The sequence below is a fragment of the Sphingobacterium alkalisoli genome, assembly GCF_005049105.1.
Lineage (GTDB): Bacteria > Bacteroidota > Bacteroidia > Sphingobacteriales > Sphingobacteriaceae > Sphingobacterium > Sphingobacterium alkalisoli.
The window spans coordinates 350,896-369,433 of the sequence record NZ_SUKA01000004.1 but is presented as its reverse complement, the minus strand read 5'-3'; the positions used below and the strand labels follow the sequence as shown (position 1 = coordinate 369,433).

At 38.5% G+C, this 18,538-nt stretch carries 19 protein-coding genes; 9 read left to right on the top strand and 10 right to left on the bottom strand.

The annotated features are described in order from the left end of the window. Positions 1-3 precede the first annotated feature (3 nt). Positions 4-789, top strand: a complete 786-nt coding sequence (locus tag FAZ19_RS14685) for a hypothetical protein (protein ID WP_136821503.1) — start codon at positions 4-6, stop codon at positions 787-789. Positions 790-802: 13 nt separating this feature from the next. Then, positions 803-1,903: a toxic anion resistance protein gene (locus FAZ19_RS14680; RefSeq protein WP_136821502.1), complete on the top strand. Its 1,101-nt coding sequence runs from the start codon at positions 803-805 to the stop codon at positions 1,901-1,903. A gap of 35 nt (positions 1,904-1,938) precedes the next feature. Here the strand turns inward: FAZ19_RS14680 and FAZ19_RS14675 are convergent, their stop codons facing one another. From FAZ19_RS14675 to FAZ19_RS14665, 3 genes are all read right to left on the bottom strand, one after another. Next, a complete protein-coding gene (locus FAZ19_RS14675; RefSeq protein ID WP_244927460.1) occupies positions 1,939-2,412 on the bottom strand; it encodes a fumarate hydratase in 474 nt (157 codons plus the stop codon). A 64-nt stretch (positions 2,413-2,476) separates the two neighbouring features. Next, the gene (fumC, locus tag FAZ19_RS14670; protein ID WP_136821500.1) at positions 2,477-3,874 is read right to left on the bottom strand and encodes a class II fumarate hydratase; all 1,398 of its coding nucleotides are present in this window, start codon (positions 3,872-3,874) and stop codon (positions 2,477-2,479) included. 119 nt (positions 3,875-3,993) lie between these two features. Beyond that, entirely contained in the window at positions 3,994-4,563 is a 570-nt protein-coding gene (locus FAZ19_RS14665; protein WP_136821499.1) for a hypothetical protein, read from the bottom strand. Positions 4,564-4,706: 143 nt separating this feature from the next. Here FAZ19_RS14665 and FAZ19_RS14660 point away from each other — a divergent pair, with 143 nt between their 5' ends. Beyond that, a complete protein-coding gene (locus tag FAZ19_RS14660; RefSeq protein ID WP_136821498.1) occupies positions 4,707-6,320 on the top strand; it encodes a S41 family peptidase in 1,614 nt (537 codons plus the stop codon). On the opposite strand, the gene FAZ19_RS14655 is transcribed toward FAZ19_RS14660, so the two are convergent. The 5 genes from FAZ19_RS14655 to FAZ19_RS14635 form a co-directional block, all read right to left on the bottom strand. Then, the gene (locus FAZ19_RS14655; protein WP_136821497.1) at positions 6,310-7,422 is read right to left on the bottom strand and encodes an endonuclease/exonuclease/phosphatase family protein; all 1,113 of its coding nucleotides are present in this window, start codon (positions 7,420-7,422) and stop codon (positions 6,310-6,312) included. The genes FAZ19_RS14660 and FAZ19_RS14655 overlap by 11 nt on opposite strands. Beyond that, entirely contained in the window at positions 7,422-8,300 is an 879-nt protein-coding gene (locus tag FAZ19_RS14650) for a rhomboid family intramembrane serine protease (protein WP_136821496.1), read from the bottom strand. The genes FAZ19_RS14655 and FAZ19_RS14650 overlap by 1 nt, the downstream gene beginning before the upstream one ends. 23 nt (positions 8,301-8,323) lie before the next feature. After that, positions 8,324-9,043: a rhomboid family intramembrane serine protease gene (locus tag FAZ19_RS14645; protein WP_136821495.1), complete on the bottom strand. Its 720-nt coding sequence runs from the start codon at positions 9,041-9,043 to the stop codon at positions 8,324-8,326. A 140-nt stretch (positions 9,044-9,183) separates the two neighbouring features. Next, positions 9,184-11,052 (bottom strand): DNA mismatch repair endonuclease MutL, encoded by a 1,869-nt coding sequence (gene mutL / locus FAZ19_RS14640; protein ID WP_136821494.1) that lies wholly within the window; start codon positions 11,050-11,052, stop codon positions 9,184-9,186. A 95-nt stretch (positions 11,053-11,147) separates the two neighbouring features. Continuing rightward, a complete protein-coding gene (locus tag FAZ19_RS14635) occupies positions 11,148-11,618 on the bottom strand; it encodes an Lrp/AsnC ligand binding domain-containing protein (RefSeq protein ID WP_136821493.1) in 471 nt (156 codons plus the stop codon). 414 nt (positions 11,619-12,032) lie between these two features. Between FAZ19_RS14635 and FAZ19_RS14630 the strand changes: the two genes are divergently transcribed. Then, positions 12,033-13,076 (top strand): hypothetical protein, encoded by a 1,044-nt coding sequence (locus FAZ19_RS14630; protein WP_136821492.1) that lies wholly within the window; start codon positions 12,033-12,035, stop codon positions 13,074-13,076. Here FAZ19_RS14630 and ruvC read toward each other — a convergent pair. Then, on the bottom strand, positions 13,073-13,636 hold the full coding sequence (gene ruvC, locus FAZ19_RS14625) for a crossover junction endodeoxyribonuclease RuvC (RefSeq protein WP_136821491.1): 564 nt from the start codon (positions 13,634-13,636) through the stop codon (positions 13,073-13,075). The genes FAZ19_RS14630 and ruvC overlap by 4 nt on opposite strands. 176 nt (positions 13,637-13,812) lie before the next feature. Here ruvC and FAZ19_RS14620 point away from each other — a divergent pair, with 176 nt between their 5' ends. Both FAZ19_RS14620 and FAZ19_RS14615 read left to right on the top strand, forming a co-directional pair. Beyond that, positions 13,813-14,703 (top strand): flippase-like domain-containing protein, encoded by an 891-nt coding sequence (locus tag FAZ19_RS14620; protein ID WP_229707587.1) that lies wholly within the window; start codon positions 13,813-13,815, stop codon positions 14,701-14,703. A gap of 49 nt (positions 14,704-14,752) precedes the next feature. Further along, the gene (locus tag FAZ19_RS14615) at positions 14,753-15,817 is read left to right on the top strand and encodes a glycosyltransferase family 2 protein (RefSeq protein ID WP_136821489.1); all 1,065 of its coding nucleotides are present in this window, start codon (positions 14,753-14,755) and stop codon (positions 15,815-15,817) included. On the opposite strand, the gene FAZ19_RS14610 is transcribed toward FAZ19_RS14615, so the two are convergent. Beyond that, the gene (locus FAZ19_RS14610) at positions 15,814-16,554 is read right to left on the bottom strand and encodes a lysophospholipid acyltransferase family protein (protein ID WP_136821488.1); all 741 of its coding nucleotides are present in this window, start codon (positions 16,552-16,554) and stop codon (positions 15,814-15,816) included. The two genes, FAZ19_RS14615 and FAZ19_RS14610, sit on opposite strands and share 4 nt — an antisense overlap. Positions 16,555-17,206: 652 nt before the next feature. Between FAZ19_RS14610 and FAZ19_RS14605 the strand changes: the two genes are divergently transcribed. Genes FAZ19_RS14605 through FAZ19_RS14595 form a run of 3 tightly spaced genes read left to right on the top strand, consistent with a single transcriptional unit; the run spans position 17,207 to position 18,537 of the window. After that, on the top strand, positions 17,207-17,482 hold the full coding sequence (locus FAZ19_RS14605; RefSeq protein WP_136821487.1) for a DUF2089 family protein: 276 nt from the start codon (positions 17,207-17,209) through the stop codon (positions 17,480-17,482). Next, positions 17,472-17,951, top strand: a complete 480-nt coding sequence (locus FAZ19_RS14600) for a hypothetical protein (protein WP_136821486.1) — start codon at positions 17,472-17,474, stop codon at positions 17,949-17,951. Before FAZ19_RS14605 ends, FAZ19_RS14600 begins: the two co-directional genes overlap by 11 nt. Then, positions 17,941-18,537, top strand: a complete 597-nt coding sequence (locus tag FAZ19_RS14595; RefSeq protein ID WP_136821485.1) for a hypothetical protein — start codon at positions 17,941-17,943, stop codon at positions 18,535-18,537. Before FAZ19_RS14600 ends, FAZ19_RS14595 begins: the two co-directional genes overlap by 11 nt. Position 18,538 lies beyond the last annotated feature (1 nt).

Below are 18,538 nucleotides of genomic sequence, written 5' to 3'. Positions count from 1 at the left end.
AGAATGGGTTGGGCAACAAAAAAGAATAAAACGTGGGAACTAAGACACCTGATGTGGACATTTGCATCTATTATCTTGTTTTTACCCTTACCGGTTCATATTCACCCCTTTGTCATGATGTCCCAAGCGTCTAAAAGTAAAGTGCGCTCTTGGTATTTAATGGCATGGACTTTACTCCTGGTCGAATTGGCGCTGTTTGGGTCTTTTCTCTTCTTTTTTGGAGCGATGTCTCAAGGGATGTTGTTAACCTTGGGTGGTTCGGTGGTTTCTTACATTTTGGGAAATGGTCTGTTATTAAATCAAGCAAAGCCTTACCTTAAAAGGCTAGAAGTGGGTGAGGTGAGACCGCTAACCTGGATCGGAAGTGTGGAAAGGCAACAACGCCTCGAACTGGCGCAAGCGAGTATGGAAACACCACAGTCGTTTGTGACTAAAATGTTGCACTACCGTAAGGAAATCAATAACGCAAATATCCATCAACATATTGATAAAATCATACGTCTATTCCACTTATTGGAACAAAAAGATATGATGGAAGCGGAAAAATTTTTGGTGCGTCATGGTACCGTAATCAATGTACTCCGTCAATACGATGAGCTCGAAAACACGCGTTTACACAATCAGATAACTATTGATTCGAAAGTCAAATTGGAAAGTGTGTTGGCCCAGGCTGCTATTGCTATTGAACAAGACGTGACGAACATCATAAAATCGAGTTTGCTGGATGTATCTGCTGAATCGGATGTGTATATTCAAACATTAAAAAACAGAAACCTATTAAAAGAATAAGAAACTTAAAACTATGGCGACAATAGACTTAACTACATACGATGATAATGCCGATAAAAGTAACGAGATCCAGGTTAATTTTTCGGATGAGGAAAAGGCTCTCATTAAGCAGTATAAGGATAAAATCAATCTAAATTCGACAACGGATATTATCCAATTCGGTGTGTCAAGTCAAACGAAAGTGAGTAATTTTTCGAATGAGATACTGAAACAGGTTCGGACGAAGGATATGGGGGGAGCGGAAGATATTTTATTGAATCTTCGTTCTGATATTAAATCTTTTGATGAGAATCTGAAAAAGAAACCGTTGATTCCATTCTTTGATAATATGAAGAAGAAGATTCAACGTATGCGTACAGAATATGCTTCGGTTGAGAAAAATATCCATCAGATTGAGCTGAAGTTGGAGGGACACTATAAAACCCTATTAAAAGATGTCAATATTTTTGATAAGCTTTTCGTGGAGAATCAGAATTATTTTAAAGAATTGTCGTTACATATCGCGGCCGGCGAGGAGAAACTACAAGATGTGTATACCAATGTATTGCCCCAACTGAAAAAAGAAGCTGAGGAGACAGGTGATCAGCATAAAATACAGGCATATAAGGACACAGAACAACATGTTGTACGTTTTGAACGGAAAATACATGATCTGAAGCTAACACGAATGGTGGTATTACAGACCGCACCGCAAATCCGTATGATCCAAAGTAACAGTAGCTCGTTGATGGAAAAAGTACAATCGAGTATTGTGAATACGCTTCCACTATGGAAGAATCAAATGGTATTGACCTTAGGAATAGCGCATTCCCAAAGAGCACTGGAGGCTCAAAAGGCCGTTACAGATGCTACGAATGAGCTACTGCGCAAGAATTCAGAAATGCTGAAAGAATCTACGGTAAATATTGCCCGTGAAACAGAACGTGGCATTGTCGATATCGAAACGATCAAAAAGGCTAATTCTGATATTATTCAGACGATCGAGCAAGTATTACAGATTCAACGTGAGGGACGAGAGAAACGGAAGGTAGTAGAACAGGAATTGTTACAGGCCGAGACGGAGTTAAAACAAAACATCCTTAAATCTTCGGATGACACGAAATTAATAAATTAGAAAAAGCAGCTTATGCTGCTTTTTCTAATTTATGCTTACATCTCCCATCTTTTTTTTGGTACGCAGATTAGATCTGAAACTTTACGCAATACGATCGGTCGTAAATCAAACTTATTTTCCAGCACAACTGAATCTGGAGAATGGTGTACTATTTTAAATCGTGGTAGGTATTGGCCGTGTTTATAGCATCCTGACACTTTCTGTTTCCAGTTTTCCTTGGTATAAATGCCTTCTACAATCATGCTATCACCGCGTACAACGTATACTGCTTTAGCGTATTCTGTCCATTCGCCATTATTGTAACAACTATCCGGCATAGTCTTCGTTTTAGCATGTACATGCATAGTGGTATACACGGAATCGCAGACAAAGGTAAACTCGTGTAGAGTATAATTGAGCATTTGATCCTGTTGAGGAATACTATCTTGTACCCACACACCGTGTAGATAGGACGTTCCTTCGGTCTGCATTTCCGAATGACGTTGACAACCGACTACGATAACAAACATACCTACTATGGAAAGTAGGTATGTTATAAAAAAAATATATCTCTTAAGGAATTTGTTCACTAAGCTATTTTAAGGTACCGACCATATCTTCAGGTTTTACCCACTCGTCGAATTCTTCGGCAGTTACGTATCCCAAAGAAATCGCCGTTTCTTTCAATGTACTGTTGTTTTTATGAGCGGTTTGCGCGATCTCTGCAGCTTTATAATATCCAATTTTTGTATTTAACGCCGTCACCAGCATCAACGAGTTATCTACCAATTCTTTGATACGTGTATAGTTAGGTTCAATCCCTTGCGCACAGTGTTCATCAAACGATACGCAGGCGTCTCCGATCAGGCGGGCCGATTGCAAAAAATTTGCCGCCATTAAAGGTTTGAATACATTTAGTTCATAATGACCTTGGGTACCCCCAATGGTGATAGCAACATCATTCCCCATTACTTGTGCCGCTACCATAGTAAGTGCCTCACATTGTGTAGGATTTACTTTACCTGGCATAATGGAGGAACCTGGTTCATTTTCAGGTATTAAAATCTCACCGATACCCGAACGAGGACCTGAAGCCAACATACGAATATCATTTGCAATTTTATTTAAGGAAACGGCCAATTGTTTTAGGGCCCCATGAGACTCTACGACCGCATCATGGGCAGCCAATGCTTCAAATTTATTTTCAGCTGTTATGAATGGATGCCCGGTGAATTCCGCAATGTATTTAGCGACCACGACATCATATCCATTTGGCGTATTTAATCCTGTTCCGACTGCAGTGCCCCCTAGCGCTAATTCAGACAAGTGCGACAGCGTGTTTTTGAGAGCTTTTAATCCGTAATTTAATTGTGCAACGTAACCAGATAGCTCTTGTCCTAAAGTCAATGGTGTAGCATCCATTAGGTGTGTACGACCAATTTTCACCACTTTCATGAATTCTTCTGATTTGCGTTTCAAGGTATCCCTTAGTCTCTCAACCCCAGGAATTGTCACCTCAACTACTGCTTTATAGGCCGCAATGTGCATGCCGGTTGGATATGTGTCATTCGATGACTGCGATTTGTTGACATCATCATTCGCTTTAAGTACTGGCTCTCCTTCGCCTATTTTACCACCGGCCAACACTTGTGCACGGTTTGCGACGACTTCATTGACATTCATATTAGACTGTGTGCCCGAACCTGTTTGCCATATAACCAAAGGAAATTGATCGGCCAACTTGCCGGCTAATATTTCATCACAAACGGCAGAAATAGCGTCTCGTTTTTCGATAGGTAATACACCTAACTCGTGATTGGCGTACGCAGCAGCTTTTTTTAAGTAAGCGAAACCTTCTATGATTTCTTTTGGCATAGAAGCCGAAGGGCCAATTTTAAAGTTGTTACGCGAGCGTTCGGTTTGCGCTCCCCAGTATTTGTCTGCAGGCACTTGAACTTCGCCCATTGTGTCTTTTTCTATTCTGAATGACATATGTTTTAAGTAAAAAGTAAAAAGTCAAAAATTTTTTTGTCGTTTACGATCCAACAGTATTAGATATAATATTAACACAAAGTTACTGAATTCAAAACACAAACATAGAGAATAGTGAATTATGTGCCAAGGCGTTTGGAGAGCTGTTCATTAACGTGGTGATAGAGCTGTTTGGGCTTCAAAGTGCGCCAAGGCATTTGGTCAAATACACCTCCAAAGTTGATATAGTAATCAATATTATGGGTCTTAAATTCCTCAATCACATGTGCTCTAAAGTTAAGACCGGCGATCCAACCATCTTCAATGTCCTGAAACCATTCTTCGTAATACGAATCGTCCGAAGCATGAAAATTAAGAACATTTTCACCGATGAGCAGAAATTTGGTAATGCCTTCCCCTATCATGAGGTCTATAACTTCCCGTTTAAGCGTCATCACATCATTGTAAATCGTGTCATTCCATTCGCCAATTAACTCAATCACAGTATATCCACGATCGTAATCCACATAAATAATTTTTAGATAAAGGGTCTGCGACCCAAAATGATCCCATTGCGGATGTAATAAAAAGTTATAAATCTGTTTGTCGTATTCAAATTCATTATGAACTGTTCCATAAAAAGGTGAACGCTCATCCTCCGATGAAATGTAATCATGGCGCCAGTTGTAATAGGGTTCTATCTCGTGCACGTATCGTTGTTTGATTATTTTTTTAATATTCCGAAACTATCGCTTCGCGAAAATAATTTGGAACTCATTTTGTAGGATAAAGTTAGTTAATCTTGCTGAAGAAATTAAAATTACTGATTACTTTTACAATCTCATTTGTTTACATGCAGAACGGTACTAGACGTAATATATTTGTGGCAGCAACCTACGCAGCTACTTTATTGCTTGGGCTTATCTTGGGGCAAAATTATGCCGATCAACAAGGTAAAAACCCAAGTAGTTCGTTAGTTCCTATTGGTTTATCAGACAATTCGTACAAGATTCAGCAGGTGTTGGATCTGCTTTCCAATGCCTATGTCGATAGTCTTAATTTGGATTCGCTTCAGAACGGCGCCATTAATCACATCGTATCACATTTGGATCCTTTTTCAAATTATCTTTTGCCGAATGAATCTAAAGCGCAAAGCGAAGCGCTGGAAGGTACATTTGAAGGGATAGGTCTGGAATATTTCAACTTAAATGACACGCTGCTGGTTGTCGGACTTATTACCAATGGACCGTCAGAAAAGGCGGGTCTGAAAGTTGGGGATCGTATCATTACCATAGATTCAACTCAAGTTTCGGGCAGAAATATCGCACAAAAAGTTGTTGATAGGCTGATACGTGGAAAGAAAGGTTCGGGTGTAAAACTGCATATAATTCGTGATAGCGCGTTAACGCCATCTCCTTATCAAGTTATAAGGGACCAAGTAAGTGTGAGTTCTATCGATGTAGCCTATCTCATCAAACCGACTGTGGGATACATTAAGATACGTCGATTTGGATTAAAGACTGCGGAAGATTTTAAGAAATCCATAACAGCACTAAAAAAGCAGGGCGCTCAAAATCTTATTCTCGATCTTCGGGATAATGGCGGCGGATACTTTCACGTCGCTATTCGATTGGCGAGTGAGTTCTTTAATGAGCAGAAGGTATTAGTGTATACAAGGGGTGCACATGAAGAAAAGAGAGAGTACTTTTCGGACGGAAAGGGAAATTATGCAGATGGTAAATTAGTTGTCCTCATAAATGAGTTGACTGCTTCAGCTTCTGAAATTGTAGCAGGAGCTATACAAGATTGGGATAGAGGCACGATAGTCGGAAGACGTTCTTACGGAAAGGGGATTGTGCAGGAACAATTTGATTTCTCCGATGGATCTCGGGTGAACCTGAGTATATCGAGATACTATACGCCGTTGGGTAGAAGTATTCAGAAGAAATATACAGCCAACTGGTCAAATATGATTGACTATTCAAGTATGTACAATGGATTGTGGGTATTGGATACCACCTTTGCGCACGCACAAATATACAAAACCTTGGCCGGAAGAGAACTACTTAGTGGTGGGGGGATCAGTCCGGATGTCGAAATTGCTGTTGATTCGAATGCTGTCAGTGTATTGTACCAACAGATAACCCAATCGAGTTATTTGGAGCAGTTTGTCTATGAGCGTTTTACAAAGAAGCTTCCTGCCTACTCTATTGAAAATTTCTTGCAGGGGTACCATTTGCCGCAACAGGAATATAATGCTTTTTTAGACTATTTGAAGGATAGAGATATATTGATCGATAATAACAAAGGACGAGATTTGTTGGGACTTATCCAATCTGATATGGAAGCAATAGTTGGCCGATATTATTTTGGACGAGAGGCGTATTTCAAAGTTAAGAACAGGTATGACGAATACGTCGAACAGGCCGTCCGTATATTGACTGCAACCGATTTGGCTAGAAATTAACATCAGCCCAAATTGGGTAATGGTCTGAAAATCGTTCCTTCAAAATGCCGTAATTATCTATCGTGAATCTTTTGTCACACAGAATATAGTCTATTTGGAATATGGGAAGCATGGCATAATGTGTTACACCCCATCCAAAGCCCTTTTCCTGAAAAGCATTATTCATGTTTTTTCCGACTATGTTTACACTATAAGACATCGGGGTGTCATTAAAGTCTCCCATTACAATACTAGGGTAAGGTGACATTTCAATATGCGCGCGAAGTGATTTTGCCTGTTCACTCCTATGTGTAAAAGCTTGCTTCAACTTTCTTCCTACACGCTTTGTTGTTTCCTCATTTTTTACTTTTTGCCCGGTTGGTTTTTGAATAAATTCTTTATCCTCATCTTGTAGGGCAAAGGAGCGTAGATGCACATTGTAGATACGTAAGGTGTCAATTTCCCGACGTACATCCACAAAGATAATGCGATTGATGCCATATTCATTTTGCAGTATCGTACCGTGATTTATAATAGGATATTTGGAAAAGATGGCTTGGCCATATCCTTCATGGTCATTTTTTGAAGCGGGTTCGAAGTAATACCCCTCAAAATTACCTTCCTCCTTCAGTTTCTTCGTAAATTGCTCACTTCCTTTTATTTTGCTGTAAAACTCCTGAAAACACACGATGTCTGGATTGACTGTGTTCATTAGTTCAATAGCTTCTGTTTTGAAGGTCTCTTTATTATTGTTCGTTTTCTGAAACAAATGGACATTAAAGCTCATTATACGAAGATCGCTCTCCACTTTAAGGATTATTTTGTCATTTTTGTTCTTGAAATTAATGTGTTTGCTCATCAAATTCCAGCCGATCAGTATGGGAGCCAAACTTAATAATGCATAGCGAGGTTTGCGTATAAGCCAGTAAAAAACAAATCCTACGCTAATTAGCAAAATAGGTAGGTAACCTAAGCCGAAGAACGCAATTGGCCAAAATGACTGTGGATCAATATAGGCAGCGGAATAGCTTAATAGCAATGCTGTTACTGCTAATACGTTAGCAATAAAAATTGATCGACTGAAAAAACCGAGCTTTTGATGAAAAACTTTTCTTTTCGACATTATTGATCTTGCTTACTTGCTTTGAATAATATTTCTTTTTCACGAGAAGTTAGGCTTTCGTAACCGCTCATTGAAATTTTATCCAATATTTCGTCTATAGTTTCCTGGTTGGGTATTTCCGAATGTTGTTTCTTTTGTAGGGGTATGTTTGTGTTTTCGTTCTTATGGACAACCTTTAAGTGACGTCGCGTAAACTTTTTATAAAAAAAACTACTCCAATCATGGCCTCTTTTTAATTCCCGCATCCATACTAAACCAAATAAAATCATACCCAAATATGCTATCGCAGCTGGTCGATTGGAGATGGCATAAATTCCAAATTGCAGACCGAGATAGATAATGCCTATTGTACGGAGCCTAATATTACCGATAATAAAAAGCCGGATTTCATATGTAGGTAATAATAACGCTGTGGCACTGATGATGGCCGCGAGACCGAGTGCATTGGTGCTGAAATGGGTTGCGGTATTATCTACTAAAAAAGGAACATTCCCAAATAGTAAATAAGCTAAACCTCCCAGCAACAGTCCGCCGATGAAAATAAATAGAAATTGTCTTCTATTGAGGAATGTTAAAAATATGTTTCCAAACCAATATAACCACAAGCAATCAAAAATTATATTGAATAACCCCCTATAAATAAAAGGATGTGTAATGAACGACCAGGGTTGTGCTAAAAAATCCGAAAATGATGCCGGAAGACTAAGCTTAGACACGACGACCTCATATAAATCGCTCGAAACGATATCCGAAAAACTGAGTAGATCGATGACATGGGTCAATACAAATAATATAACCTGTATGGTAATGATATACGGAATAGGAGAAGAGGTGGCATAGGTGTCTCTCCAAAAGGATTTTAAGACATTCTCTTTCATCTGTTTATTTTTTTTACGCACTATTAATAATAACCTCTTTTTATTCCCCAAATTTTTATTAGGATAAAGCCAAATAGCGCCCCACTTACGTGAGCAAGATGCGCAATAGAAGACCCTGGTTGGGTGAAACCTAAATATATTTCAATTAACAAGTATACCCCCACGAAATACTTCGCTTTAATTGGTACCGGAATAAACATAAGATATAACGGCATATTAGGAAATAAATAGGCGAATGCGAGCAGCAACCCAAAGATTGCACCCGATGCGCCGACTGTCGAAGTACGGTAAATGGAGGCTAGGGTGTCAAAGTCAGATTGCGAGATGGGCAAATTGGTGAACCATTTCTCTTCGCTATAATCAAATTGCAAAAATTCTCCTGCGCGTATAGATCCGGTGATCTGGTGTATTTCAAAGGCTTGTACACCGTATTGGAGAACCAATGCGCCGAGTCCACAAATGATGTAATATTTCAGAAATCGTTTTGAGCCAAATATCCGCTCTATAATAGATCCAAACATGACCAACGCAAACATATTGAAAAAAATATGAAAAAGCCCGCGGTTGTCGTGCATAAACATGTATGTAATAGGCTGCCATATTTTAAAAAATGGTGAGTCGGGATAGTATACCCCAAAAATTCTGTTCGCCGGTTGGAAAATCATCGATCCTACGAAACAGATTATATTTATAATAAGTAGGTTTTTTACAACCGGTGTTAAGTTTGAAAATAGATTATTCATATGTAAATAACTTGTCTTTTAATGTTTATATGTATCCAGATTATATTATTCGTGCCGTATTTTAATTTTTCAAATGTACTCATGCTACTTCGTGGTCATTCGCGTTTGGCAACCATGGATTTCATATAAAGTATAGTTTTCTATTGTATTTTGTCAAATCGTTCCATAAGTTCTTGTAAGCTATATGTTATCAACGTTGGTTTTCCATGAACGGATATATTTGGACTTTCACATGCAAATAATCTATCGATTAGATCTGCCATAGATTCGTTGTCGAGGGTAGTCCCACTTTTCAACGCTGCACTTTTTGCTAGGCTACGGGCTAGATTTTCTCTTTTGTTAAGCTTTAATTCAGATTTGTTATTTTTAAAATCTTCCAAAAGTTGCTCAATAATTTTACCTTCATTTACATTGTTGCCCAAATCTGCAGGAATTCCATCCACAATATACGTAGTTTTTCCGAAAGGTCTCAGCTGAAAGCCTAATGTATGTAGCTCGGGTAGGATATCAGTCATCAATTCGAAATCTCCGATGCTGAGTTCTACCGTTTGAGGGAACAGGCTTTGCTGACTTGATCCTTTGTTATTATCCAGTTGTTCTTTGTATTGCTCAAATAGGATGCGTTCGTGTGCCGCCTGTTGATCAATCAATAGGAAGCCTGAGTGAATTTGAGAAACGACATAGCGGTTGTGAATTTGGAAAAATTGCTTTCTGCTTTCTGATTTTACTATGTTCTTATTGTCAGATGGATCGCTATCAAAAGGAAGCAATGGAAGTTGTTCCGCAGATTCTTGTTCGGTTATCTGATAAAGCGTATCCCAATTCTGAGGTATCCCGGTTTTTTTTTCTAATCCGGCAGCATAACTACTTGATCGAGAAGTTGTAGCTGGTTGATCTGATTCAAACGGATTAAAATTAGGATTAAAAGAAATAGTAGGCATTTGGATCTCGTCCAAAGGCTTCTGCGTGATGAAATTCGTGAAACTGCTTTCTTGGTTGAAATCTAAGGAAGGGGCAATATTGTATCTTCCCAAGGATCTTTTAACCGCAGATCTTAAAATAGCATAAATTGATTTCTCGTCTTCGTATTTGATCTCTGTTTTTGTAGGATGTACGTTGATGTCAATTTTTGAGGGATCGATTTCGATAAAAAGTACGTATAACGGATAGGAGTCAGCCGGCAAGATTTCCTCGTAGGCATTCATGATAGCGTGGTGCAGGTAGGGGTCTTTGACGAATCTTTTGTTAACAAAGAAAAACTGTTCGCCGCGGGTTTTCTTTGCAAATTCGGGCTTCCCTACAAAACCGCTCACATTAATTATAGTAGTTTCTTCCTCAACAGGGACGAGGCGTTGATTGTAATTGCTGCCGAACAGATGAACAATCCGATTTTTTAAGGTGCCGGCTGTTAAATGAAAAATTTCGTTGCCGTCACTGTGGAGGCTGAAGAATATTTCAGGGTGTGCAAGTGCAACGCGTTGAAATTCATCGATAATGTGGCGCATCTCGACCGAATTACTTTTCAGGAAATTACGTCGAGCGGGAATATTGTAAAATAAATTTTTAATACAAATGCTAGTGCCTGTGGGTAAGGATTCAGGATATTGATCGATGACTTTGGAACCTTCAATCTGTATAATCGTCCCGAGTTCATCTATTTCACGACGGGTTTTGAGCTCTACTTGCGAAATAGCGGCAATTGATGCCATAGCTTCACCACGAAAACCCATAGTACGGATGGAAAATAGATCCTCTGCTTTTCGAATTTTACTTGTAGCATGTCGCTCAAAACAAATTCTCGCGTCTGTTATGCTCATTCCATAGCCGTTATCAATTACTTGAATCAAGGCTTTTCCCGCTTCCCTAATAATAAGTTTGATCCGATCGGTCTTCGCGTCGATCGCGTTTTCTATCAACTCTTTAACTGCTGAAGCGGGCCGCTGAACGACTTCTCCGGCGGCAATCTGATTGGCGACTGAATCTGGTAGTAATTGTATAATATCAGACATACAATGGCGAAGTTACGAAAAAAACCGTCATGTTTAACAGGAAGACCAATAGCCAGACTGTTCCATGACGGTTCTTGATGCGTATTTGAAATACCTTATAACGTGATCTGTCTTTTTATGCTCTCTTCTAAGGATATGATCGTTTCCGTACGCTGTATTCCTTTTAATCCCTGTATATCTTCGTTTAATACTTTGCGTAGATGTGCAGTATCACGACAGACTATTTTAGCAAACATACTGTACTGACCCGTGCAATAGTGTAATTCAACTACTTCTTTTACTTGACGTAACTGTTCGACAGCGTCGGAGTACTGCGAGCCTTTCTCTAAGTAGATGCCGAGAAAGGCTGTAATATCAAAACCGACTTTTTGAGGATTGATAATTAGGTTTGATCCATGGATTATTCCTAATTCTTCCATCTTTTTCATTCGAACATGTATAGTTCCGCCAGAAACTATGAGTTTTTTTGCTATTTCGGTATATGGAATTGATGCATCTTCCATTAAAATAGATAAAATTTGGACATCTAAGTTGTCTAAATCGTAATTTGTATAGTTTTTTTCCATGAAAACTGCCTTTTTTATATAAAATCCTATTTTTTTTTAAAAAGTATAAAAAAATTGCAAATAATTCATATAAAATTTGCAAATAATTGTTTGTTGACGTATATTTGTTCTATCAAAAGAGATGAAATGGTAAAAATCTCTTAAAAAAATGCATGTTACTCCCTCAAAATAACATAGGTTTATAATTGGTTAGCGTTGAAGCTCTTCGCCCGGAGAGCTTCTTCTTTTTTATCCCAGTTTTTTACCTTATTTGTCATTAAGATTTTTGCAAAAATAATAACAAAAATTGTTAATTCTTTTCTATTTTAGTATAAAAAGCGTTTTAAAATTGTAAATTTTTTACGAGACAAGTATATTTCCTCCTCTCATCCGTTTATTAGTTGTATCTTTAGGCTAGTTAATTCATTGTATTTTATGGAAGTCGAGGATGTAAAGATATCTAGAAAAAAGCCGATCTACCCCGTAGGATCAGGATTGTTTAAATATCTCAAGTTGTATCAGCGTGACGGCAAACTTCCGATGTCGTATTTTGATCTGTTAAATTTTCAAGAAACAGTGCCTGTCATGGATAAGTTGGGAAACGACACGTTTTGGGAAACACCTCTTTATCCTCCTCATCTTCAAGACCAGTTGTACTATGGTCTAAAAATAATTTACGCGCAACTTAAAGCCTCGGGAAATACACGTATTGTTGAACATAAAATTATTGATCGCATAGAATATTGTGCCTTCGGAAATACCCGACCTTTTCGAATCCGGATTATTAATCGCCTGAATGACGTGTATGATTATTTCTACGTTAAGCAGGCTGATGCATCGCGGATCTATGGGCTGGAATTGGAGGAAATTATGTCTCCTAATCAGGTGAACTATATATACGATCGGGATACCTTGGTAGAAGAACATATTGTAGGTATACCCGGAGACTTATTTAGCAAGGGGAGGATGCATACGCCGGATTATAACCAGACACGTATTGCCAAAGAGTTTGTGAAATTTAACGAACGCTGTATCATTTCCTTGTTAGGAGATATGCGTGCCTATAATTTTGTCATGCAAATCACTCCCGATTTTGATGACTTCCAATTTCGAATTCGGGCCATCGATTTCGATCAGCAATTTTTTGAAGGAAATCCCAAAGTGTATATGCCACAGTTTTTCAAGGAAAATTTTCCATATGTCAAACTATCTATGGAACACCTTACAGAAAAAACAGTATCGCAATACCAGCAGGAAGAACGTTCTTCTATCGTACATCGTGTACGTAGTGAGCGTCATCGTATTAAAGATCTACGGGATGCTTCAAAAACGCAGCAATTATCGACGGAGGAAAATATTAAACAGCTTAGAGAGGGGTATGCGGTATTTTATGAAAATGAACATTATCACAAATGTAGAACGATGACAGACATCGTGGAGCTGAATGTGAAGAACGTTATCCGGCAAGTGAAGCTTTAGCGAATACGCTTTTCGTTGTCCTTGACAAATGCTTCCCATCCCGAGTATGATTTTCCTTTAGCGATCGTTTTTTGCTGAAAAGAATGGCATACTGCTACCGCGAGGCCGTCCGTAGCATCTAGGAATTCGGGGGTTTCCTTAAATCCCAAGAGCGTTTGTAACATGGCTGCTACCTGTTCTTTGCTGGCGCTACCATGTCCTGTCACGGATTGTTTGATTTTACGTGGAGAATACTCGAATATGGGAATGTCGAAATTCAATGCTGCTGCCATAGCTACGCCTTGAGCGCGACCTAACTTTAACATGACCTGAATGTTTTTGCCGTAAAAAGGTGCTTCTAGCGCGACACAGTCGGGTTTGTATTGTTCAATCAGCGCAGTTGTCTTTTTGAAGATACGCTGTAGTTTCAATCCATGATCATCCAGATGGTTCATTTTGATCACTCCCAACGTCTCTAATGAAATCTTACTTCCAAGTTCTTTGATGATGCCGTAACCCAACACAGCTGTTCCTGGGTCGATGCCTAATATGATTCTTTCCTTCGCTTTCTCCAATTGCATAGTACAATATTACGTAAATAGATACGCTGTTTTCGAATATCGCTATCTAATTACATAAAATTTAGTAAAATTGTGCTTTGATTTGAAAAGCGTTGACTAAAAGCCGAAAGAAATATCTGAATTATTGCATTAAGATTGCTATCGTAGGATTGGCATGTTGGTTTATTTACAGTAAAGTGAATAATCAAAAGAGCCTATCTGAATTCAAGACCCTACTTAATGGAGTGGATACGGATACCATGTACTGGACAATGGCCTCCATAGTGCTACTCATGTTTGTCAATTGGTTTCTGGAGGTCAGTAAATGGATTTTTTTGAGCCGTAGTATCGAAAAGTTAAGTTTCTGGAAGGCGACAAAATCTGTCTTCTGCGGTTTGACCTGGGCCATCTTTACACCCAACCGGATAGGGGAGTACGGTGGTCGTGTTCTAGTATTGAAGCCGGAGAATAGAGTTAAAGGCGCGGTGGCGATGGGCGTAGGCCTTTTTGGTCAGTTGGTGATGACTAGCGTTTTCGGTGCGTTAAGTATTGCTTGGTTTGTTTCTACCTTTCTTGAGACGCCCATGTCTGTTACCTTTGGTGTTTGGATTATTGCACTAATCTATGCGCTAGCATTTGTTATTCTTTATTTCAACGTACAGTGGGTAGATAACATAGTCGGCAAAATAAAGATGTTAGATAAGGTTAAATCATTTTTTTCAATTTTGAAAGATTTTACGAAATTGGAATTATTGCAGGTGCTGTTAATTTCTGCAACTCGCTTTGTTATTTTTACTTCGCAGTATGTAATTCTTATGTTGGTGTTTTTGCCGGAATTACCTTTTTTTTCTATGGTATTAATGATTTTTATCCTTTTCTTTGTCCAATCTGCTGTCCCTTCTTTGGATCTATTTGATTTTAGTGTCCGTAGTTTTGTGGCAAGTAATCTGTACAGTTACATTACCACGCAGGAGATTGCTGTAATGGCTATTGTCTCTTGTATCTGGTTTGTTAATTTAATATTGCCGGCTATTATTGGTTCTTTTTTTGTGTTGAATGTAAATTATCTAGGTGACAACAATTCTTAATTCTATTTTAATCTTACTTGCCGGAATTTACGTTCTACTAATTCTTTTCATGCGAAGAGGTTGGTCGGGTATTCCCTTGTTTTACGCTGTAAAAGATGTCGGCACGCGCGTGTCGGTTTTAATCGCAGCGCGGAATGAAGAGCAAAATATCGCGCGAACAATTGACTGCCTGTTGGCGCAGGATTTTCCAAAAACCCTCCTCGAAATTATTATTGTTGACGATCATTCAACCGATCGTACATCTTCCATCGTTTCCTCTTATGCCGATCGGGGGGTGCAGTTGATCTGCTTGAATGTCGGAGATTCCATGAATTCCTATAAAAAATATGCCATAAGTCAGGCAATTGAAAAATCTCAAGGAGAGATCATCGTTACAACGGATGCAGATTGCAGAATGGGGCCGGATTGGTTGAAAACTATAGTGCAATATTTTGAACAGCATCAATCGTATATGGTTTCTTCTCCAGTGGTCTACTCTGAAGAAAGCAGTTTTTTCGAGGAGCTGCAGACATTGGAGTTTTTATATCTGATTGGCTTAGGTGCTGCTGGTATTGGAAATGGAGTTCCTACCACTTGTAATGGTGCAAATCTGGCATATCGAAGGGATGTGTTTTATGAAATGGATGGATTCAAAGGGATTGATGAGTTGGCTTCGGGAGATGATGAGCTATTCTTACATAAAGTAGCGGAAAAATATGCCAACAGGATCGGTTTTTGTAAATCTATTGCGGCGATCGTTTATACCGATGCCAAGCCTGATTTACGATCTTTTATTAGTCAACGTAAACGATGGGCTTCAAAAAGCACAAAATATAAAGACAAAAAAGTTGTTTTTATAGGCGTAGTTATCTGGTGTTTTAATTTGGCTTTAATCACTTCCCTGCTGTATTTTATCTTTCAGTTACCTTATTGCAATTGGGTACTATTAACTGCTTTTGTATTTAAGATAATTGCGGAGTTTTTGTTTATGATCCCTCTTACACGGTTTGCAGATCGTGTTTCATTGTTGAAATTCTTGCCTTTATTGTCTATCGTACACTCTTTTTACATTGTATACATCGGCCTTGCGGGCAATATCGGTAAATACGACTGGAAAGGTCGAAGTGTTAATTAATCGTGTTCGACTCTGACTCGTATTGTATCTTCCGCTAATTTTACGATCTCTTCCGCATTTAGTCCTGCAGTCTCTAACGGTTCTAAGACCTCCCAAGATAGTGGGGTAAAGGGTCGGAGGGGAAAAGGACCGTATTTCACCATTAAATAGGACCCATTTATTGCAATTGGAACAATCAAAGCATCGGGGTTCTTTTTTAATAAAGTGGCTATTCCTCCAACAGAGAATGTTTTCATTTTTCCTGTTCTAGAGCGGGTGCCTTCCGGAAATATAAATGCAGACCATCTTTTTTGTTTCATATTATTGGCCAAATTTAATATTTCGGCAATGGATTGTTTGGGATCCTTGCGGTCGATATTGGCGGCACCGCCGTGTTTTAAGTTGAACGATATACTGGGGATATTTGCGTGCACTAATTCTACTTTGGAAATAAATTTGCCGTGAAATCTGCGTAGAAAATAAATGAGTGGAGGTATATCAAATGTACTTTGATGATTCGCGACAAAAATAATTGGCTGGCCGGTCGGTAGATTTTTATTGTCTTTAAACGTTACCGTATTGAATAAGGTATAATTGCAACCTACTAAAAAGAAATTGAGGATATCGACACTTTTTTTGTGTGCGTTATATCCACCAATTTTTAAGCATAACCATTGAATTGGATGAAATAATAGTAGTGCAAGCGTGAAGCAGGTGTAAAAAATAGGCGTTAAAAAATAACCTAAAAATTTTCTCATAATATGTTACAAAGTCGCAAACTTAAAAAATTTAATTAACATTTTTAGGGAGGTTAGATAAATCAGATTGCGAGGCATCAAGGAAATTAGCTTTTGGATTTTAGTTAATAAGGGGTGTTGATGTAAAGGAACCTTTAAATTAATCAAATTTCTTTTGTCGCTTGGACCGCGACAGGTCGACACTTTTGACCGCAAAAGTGTCCAAAACTCGTCGCTGTGCCGGCTCGACACGACGGTGCACCATTCCTGCTATTGTCGACCCGCCAAGGCGACATTTGTCCAGTTTGTAAGGGTGGTACATTTATTATATTAACCTTATAATGCAGTACCATTTAAAGGACGACCTAGGTCGATGTAGCGTTAAGAAAGCTTTGGATTTGCGTTAAGAACAGATCCCCGAAGTGAAACGGCTTGGAGCTGTTTAGTAAATCCAAAAGCTTTTAGCGTAACATTGACCAAGTCTTGGTTTTTGCTTCTTTTGGCCAAGCAAAAGAAGTCGCCCCGCGCCGGCGAAAGAGGCGCAAAAAAAGGTTCATTTTTATTAGCCCCTTACTCCCAAAGTCAATCCATTTATAAATAGGTGTAAATAATGATAATGATATATTTAATTTTATTTATATTTGTTTTAATAATATTAATATTAAAATGTATTATGGTAAAGCTTCCCGTTAAATGTCCAAGTTGTGAAGAACAGCTTCGCGTGTCGAAATTGGTCTGCTCCAGTTGTGAAACCGAAGTGTCAGGTAAATACAGTTTGCCGGTTTTAATGCTGTTGGATGTAGATGAACAGGAATTTGTTCTTCAGTTTCTACGGAATTCCGGTAGTTTGAAAGAGATGGCGAATCAGATGGGAAAAAGCTATCCTACTGTTCGAAATAAATTAGATGATTTGATAGTTAAACTTAATATGCTGCGAAATGAAGAATAGATGGGTGCATAAGGAGAGTCAGAGTTTTTTGACTTGGTGGTTAGTCCTGCTATTTGTCCTTGTTATCGGCCTTGGACTATATACCGAATGGAATGGGAATACAGACGGGAGTGATTTTTCTGCTGGATTTTGGATCGGAAGTTCTGTTGCGTTGTTGTTTTTATTTATGCGATTAAGAACACAGATAGATGAGCAGGGAATTCATATTCGGTTTCTGCCCTTTATATGGAAGAAGAAAAAATGGGAATGGGAGGATATTGGTAAGGTTTATGTTAAAAAATATTCTCCTTGGGAATACGGAGGATGGGGATGGAGATTTGGTGGACCGGGAGTGGCATATACGACAAAGGGTTTTTATGGGATTTGGATTGTATTAAAAAATGGTAAAGCCATATTGGTCGGTACACAACATCCCGAAAATGTTCAGGAGCTACTTAATCACTATAAACCGAACAAAGATGAAGTATAATGTAGGAAGGTTATTTGTAAATCCATTTGAAGATTGTTCCGAAAAGATCCTGTTGGCGGCAGGTGTAATATTCTTTACTGTTGGTGGAATTTTAGCTTATTACGGACAGTTCGACTATCACGGTATACTGAAGGTTATCCCTACAAACACATATGATCTTTTTTCGACATTTACCCACCTTCTTGTGAATGTATTGGTGCTAACCTTATCGTTGTTTTCGTTCGGTTATTCCGTTAATAAAAAAACAAGATTTATAGACGTGTTAAATGTGGTGTTGATTTATTTTGTTGTGATATACATGATCGGTTTACTCTCTGCCGTAAGTTTTGCGAAAGAACTCACGAATAATATATTAAAGGCTATAGAAGATGGTGATATGAAATTATCAACGATCTCTCGCTCGGATATGTTTTTGCTGTTATTTTTTTCGTTAATTTCCCTAGTCCTGTTGCTCTATTTTTTCTATCTCATTGTCGTAGGGTTAAAATTTGTTATAAATGCGAAGAAGTTTCATCATGGTGTAGTTATTGTATTAATTGTTTTAGTAGCGGACGTGCTGTGCCGTTTTGTTAATGTCAAGCTTTAAT